This is a genomic window from Streptomyces sp. NPDC001781, assembly GCF_053596035.1.
This window is the reverse complement of record NZ_JBSFFI010000063.1, coordinates 1-5,625: the sequence shown is the minus strand read 5'-3', so window position 1 is coordinate 5,625 and position 5,625 is coordinate 1. Positions and strand designations below refer to the sequence as shown.

Below are 5,625 nucleotides of genomic sequence, written 5' to 3'. Positions count from 1 at the left end.
GGCTCCGACGGTGTGGTGTGGGTGGACGTGTCGGCGGGTGCGGGCCGGCAGGTGTCGGCGCTGCCGCCGTCGGTCGCGGCGTCGGACGCGCGGGCGGTGGTCGTCGACCCCGCCGGTCGGGCGGTGGAGCGTGCGCTGCCGGAGTTCGCGCAGTCGTCGTCCACGGCGCACGCGGTGCTTGACGCGGCGACGGGGCACGGGTACGGCGCGCTCGGCCTGGAGGTGGAGAAGCGTCAGTGGTTCGTGATCAGCGGCATCGGCGACCTGCCGGCCAAGGTGGTACTGGCCCACGCGCCCGGCTTCAAGATCGTCACCGATCACGCCTCCTTCGTGCGGACCGCCGACGGCCGCCATCACCTCACCTACCCCGACCTGGCGCCCGGTGAGCCGAAGCCCCAGCGCACCAGTTACCTCATCGGTGAGATCGTCACCGATCCGATGGCGGTACTCCCCGGCGAGCAGCGGCAGTCCCAGGAGGAGATGCTGGCTCGGCTGGAGCGGGTGGAGCGGGCTCTGGACTCCAGGGACGTGCCGGGCGCCGTGCCGTTCGTCAGCCTCTCCGATCTTCTCCCCGTCCAGGACGGCTGGGAGACCACCGAGCTGGGTGACAAGGCGCTGGTCGGCCAGACCCCGGTCCGGTCGAACCTCGCCTATGTGCAGCCGACCCCGGGTTTCCCCGTCCTTGGTCTGAGCGAGCTCCAGGACCTGGCGGTGGACCGGCTGCCCAAGGGCGCCGTGGGGGCCGTCGAGGCGTCGGGCCGGGAATTCGGGATGAAGGCCACCGCGCAGTTCGTGCGCGTCCTCACCGGCCGGACCGATGTGCCCGACGTGGTCGTCCCCTTCCTCGCGCCGATCCCGGACATCGACGAGCTGTGGGGCTACCTGCGGTTCGCCTATGCCCACGCCGTCGCCAGGCCGACCGGCGTCATCCTCAACCAGGGCCCGAACCCGTTCATGGTCAAGAACGGTCTGGCGGTGGCGTCGCGCCCCGCCCTGGACCGCGTCCTGCGGGCTCTGCGGCCTCGGACCCGGGAGTTCCTCGACCAGCACCACGACGACGTCAGCGCGAGCCTCGACGTCACGCTCGGGAGACTGCTGGAGCTCTACCGGAGGTCCCTCACGCCGGACAAGCCGTTCTTCCCGGGCTATTTCGACGCCACGATCGGCGACGTGCCGTCGGCCCGTGAGCACACCACCTCCGTGCTGACGGGGCGCACATCCCAGGGCAAGACCGTCACCCAGAAGCAGACGGTCGACATGGACGACGACCGCTACCCGACCCTGGACACCGACGACGGCCGGCTGGAGATTCCGCTGGTTGCCGCGGAGCTGCGGCACTTCGCTTACGACAACGCCCAGTTGATGTCGCCGGAGGACATCCGGCGGGCCGTGGCCGAGTTGTCGAAGCTCAGCCGTGAGGCCTACCGACGGGCGCTCACCCACCGGGCCCCGCTGCCGGAGGACGTCCTGCGCGAGTCCATCACCCGGGTCCTGGACAACCAGGCCGTCCGGGGTCTCGCGCACTTCGTGCAGATGGTGCTGATGGCGGGTCTGCCGCAGCCTGGCGGCAGTGCCCGGCGACTGGTGTCGGTGGGGGAGAGCCAGAAGATCTCCCGGGCGCTGGGTGAGTACGCCCTGGGAACCCCGCTGCCCGCCGCCCACCCCGTGCACCAGGCGCTGCGTACGGCCGTCGACGAGGCGGCCGATGCCCTTGACACGCTGCCCCCGCAGCACCAGGGGAGGCTCCGGACGCTGGTCGACACGGCGCGCGGCGCTCTGGAGATCCTGGCTGATCCTGAGCGGACGCCGCCGGTGATGGTGTGGGCTTCGGAACTGGTCGCGCTGGACGGGACACGGGTCCCCCTGGACCGGGTGCTGGTGACCGGTCACCGGGATGCGGAGGGCAGGCCGGTGGGAACGTCCTCGCGCCCGTTCGAGGACTGGCAGGACGCCCGCCGGCAGACCTACGGCCTGCTGCCCGACGTGGTCGGGTACACCTTCGTGCGACCGGGCCCGGCGACGCTGGAAAGCCCGGTGCAGACACTGCCGTTCGGCACGGCACACCTGGTCGGGCTGCGCGGAGGCCCCGGGGCGGCGGTGCTGGCGTTGTCGGACGGCTCCGATGCCGTCGTCGACTACGCGCGGGTCGTGGACTTCCTGTTCGCGGTGGACGGGCATCTGACGGCGTTGCCGCCGGAGAGCCCGGTGCTGGTGGCCGGGGCCGATCTGGCCGGCCCGCCGATGGGCGATCCGCTGGAGGTGCCGCTGGCCGGTGAGGTCCTGGCCGACGGCCTGGACCAGTGGGTGTGGGCGACGGGCAGCGGTATCGAACCCGTGCTGGTCCCCGCGGACGGGTCGGCGGGCGTGCGGTGGCAGTTGGCGGAGGGTGACTGGTGGGTCGGGTTCCGTCCTGGGCTGTCGACCGCCGAGCTGGGCCGCTGGGCCGAGCAGATCACGGGCCGTCGTGACCGGGCGCCGCAGGTGCGGCGGTGGGTGCGGGCGATCCGGCTGGTCTACGGTCCGTTGCTGGAGAACGACTCGGCCGCGTTCGAGGCGCTTCTGACGGGTTTTTGGGCGCTGGAGCAGACCCGCGCGGCCAACGACTTGCAGGCCTCGCTCACCTGGAGCGATCTGCGGTCCGCCGTGAGCTCCCACTTCGCGGCCTACGGCCAGCCGGAGCCCCCGCTGCCGGTCGCCCTGCAGTTCCTGCTGCTCTCGGCGGCGGGTGCGACGGGTGTGGACCTGGAGCTGTCCAGGTTCTCGATCGTTCCGCAGCACCACAGCGTGCGGGCCTGGGAGTGGGCCGGAGAGGCGGTCGACGGCGAGACCGGCGAGGACGAGGAGATGACTCTCTTCGCGCCGCCGCCGGGGTCTTCGGCGCCTCCCGTCGCGCTGCCCTCCGCGCAGAGTGTTCCCGAATCCTTGTCGGTGCCGGGGGCGTTGACCGGGCCGGAGGACTCGCTGCTGTCGGCGGGGACGCTGGTCACGGGGCCGTCGGGGCGTCCGCAGGGCCGTAACTGGACGGGTCGGCCGGTCGGCCGGGTCGAGCCGGGGACGGTGCAGGTCGTCGAGGCCCGGCCGGGTGTGGCACCGAGGGTGGTCTCGGCCGGGCCGGCGCCGTGGCCGGACACCGCCTACGTCGTGGCGGCGGGCGGTAGGGACGGGCGGGTGCGCCTGCCGGACGGCCGGGTGCTGGACGCCGAGGGCCTCGCCGCCGCGCTGGCCGCCGACCCGGAACTGGCGAAGCTGCCGACGGACGTTCCCGTCGTGCTGGCCGTCCCGTTCGCGGGACAGCAGTACCAGGAGACACTGCGACGGGTCGCCCACCGGCTGGGCCGTACGGTGTGGGGAGCCAGCGGTGACGGCCGGCTGGCCCCCGACGACACCGGCGCATCCGTCCTGGCCTTGGTCGACCGCGACCCGCGCGTGCCGGTCGGCTCCTGGGTGGCGGCCTCCCCCTCGGCCGCGACCGCTCCGTTCCAGGACCGCCGGTGGACGGCGCTGGACGGGACGGTGTTCCACGACAGCGACGTGCTCACCACGCCGCTGGTGGACGAGAAGGACGAGCGGTTCGGCCGGATCGCGGTCGCCCAGAACGAGGGATTGCGGCGGACGGAGCAGCATTTCCGCACCTTCCGCCGGATGCGGCGGCTGGTGCACTTGATGCCCGCCGGTGCGTTGAACCAGGACGGCGACTCCGAGCCGGTCTCCATGGACGCGGCGGTCTATGTCTACGCGGCCCATGGGTTGCCCGGGCGGGTGGCGCTTCCGCTGCGGGACGGCCGGACGGTGTGGCTGGGCAAGCGGGACGCGGCCGCGTACATCGCGGGGCTGCCGGAGGTACGGGAACTGCCCCCGGGGTACCGGATACACCTGGAGATCTGCTGGAGTGCGTCGGACGGCGACCCGTCGCGGCCACAGGCCGCGTACGCTCCGGCACCCCATGTGGACGATCCGCTGGGTGAGGTCTCGCTCGACCAGCATGTGGCGAACCTGTCGCGGAGGGGGACTGACGGCGCCACCCGGCCGACCGGCCTTGGCCGCGACCGGCGCGTGACGGTCGACGCGGCGAACGGTGAGCGTGGGCGCCGGGTCCAGCACCCCCCCGAGCCGCTGGAGCACCAGCTTGACCAGTTGGCGCGGGAGGTGGGCCTGCACGACGGCACGGGCGCGGTGCCGGTGGAGGTCCGGGATGCCGCCCTGCGGGTGGTGCGGGCGCTGCGGAGGGTGTTCGGCAACGAGATCGAGGACGACCGCGGCGTGCCGGGCGGCCGCTACGAGCGCGTACTGAAGGGCATCGCCGCGCTGGAACGCATGCGGGCCAACGACCCGATCGGCCAGACCACCCCCTTCCGCATGGACCTGCTGGACTTCTACGTCCAGGAACACACCGGCCGCTCCCCGGACCGGGCCGGGTACCTCGCCCTGCTCGACTTCGCCGCGGCCCGAGTGGCGGCCGACCCCACCGCCCGGCTGAACGACGCGGTGCCGGCTCCGGCGTTGCTGGCCGCTCTCCGGCAACTGGCGGGCCGGGGCGAGCAGATCACCCGGTATGTGCAGTCGCTGTCCGCCTCGGCGGTGGTCACCCCCCGGCACGTGGCGTCCATGCTGTGGGTCACGGCCCGGGCCGCCCAGGTTTTCGCTCCGATGACACGCGCGGACCGGGAGACGATGGGCCGCAAGGTCCTCCACCTGGACGCGTCCGCCGGGTGGGAGCGATCGCAGCACGAGGCCCTGTGGTTGCTGCTGTCGAAGGCGATCGCGCAGAACGTGGACGTCTCCGACCACGATCTGCTGGCCGCCTACCACCTGAAGGAAGCCGGTGCCTTCGGTCCGGGGGCCCTGCTGCGGCGGGGACCCCATATCGAAGGCTTCAACTGGTCGGACGCAGCCGCCCCTGCGGGCATCGACTGGGGCGTCGTGTACGAGGTGGGGTCCGGGCCCGGCGGGATCACCACGCGCCCGGTCCAGCCGGCCTGGGTCGGTCCGGGCAGGCGCATGCCCACGCTGCGCGTGGTCGAGGTGGACGGCGCCGGTACTGTCGTCGTCCACCTGCCCGGTCGGGCCCCCGTCCGGGTGCAGGAGAGCGAGTACCTGGCGCTGCTCGGCCTCGACCCGGTACTGAACAACATCCCTCTGGATGTCCCGGTGCTGCTCCTGACCACCGGTGCGGGGGCGCTGAGCCCGCAGCTGGTGCGGCGGTTCTCCCAGAGCACGGGACGTCCGGCCTTCGGCTACAGCGCGCCGATGCAACTGGCGAGCACCGCCGACTCCTCCACCCCGCTCCGGATCCTGACCCTGCCGTCTCCGGCCGGTACGGCCCCCGGCCACTGGACCACCGCCACCCGGCAGCCCACCGCCGCTCGAACCCGCACCGCCCAGAACGCCCCGACCGTCTTCGGTACGAACGTCCCCGCTCCGGCACAGGTGCCGAACAGCGAGGTCGGGGCCGGGGTCACTGTGCGGCGGCCGCTCTCCCGTTCGGATCTGGTGGCGTTGGCGCGCCGGGTGGCGGGTCGTGAGCCGGTGGGGGGCATGTCGGTCGAGCGGTGCCTGGTGTTGCTGGGGGCGTTGCGGGAGGCGTTGTATCCGCGGGGTGTGCGTCCGGCGGTGGCGGTGGACGAT

1 protein-coding gene is annotated in these 5,625 nt (G+C 72.9%); it reads left to right on the top strand.

Annotated elements, in window-relative coordinates; translation table 11 throughout:
• A partial coding sequence (locus tag ACWCV3_RS28415; protein ID WP_451230064.1) for a lonely Cys domain-containing protein occupies positions 1 to 5,625 on the top strand: 5,625 nt, incomplete at both ends.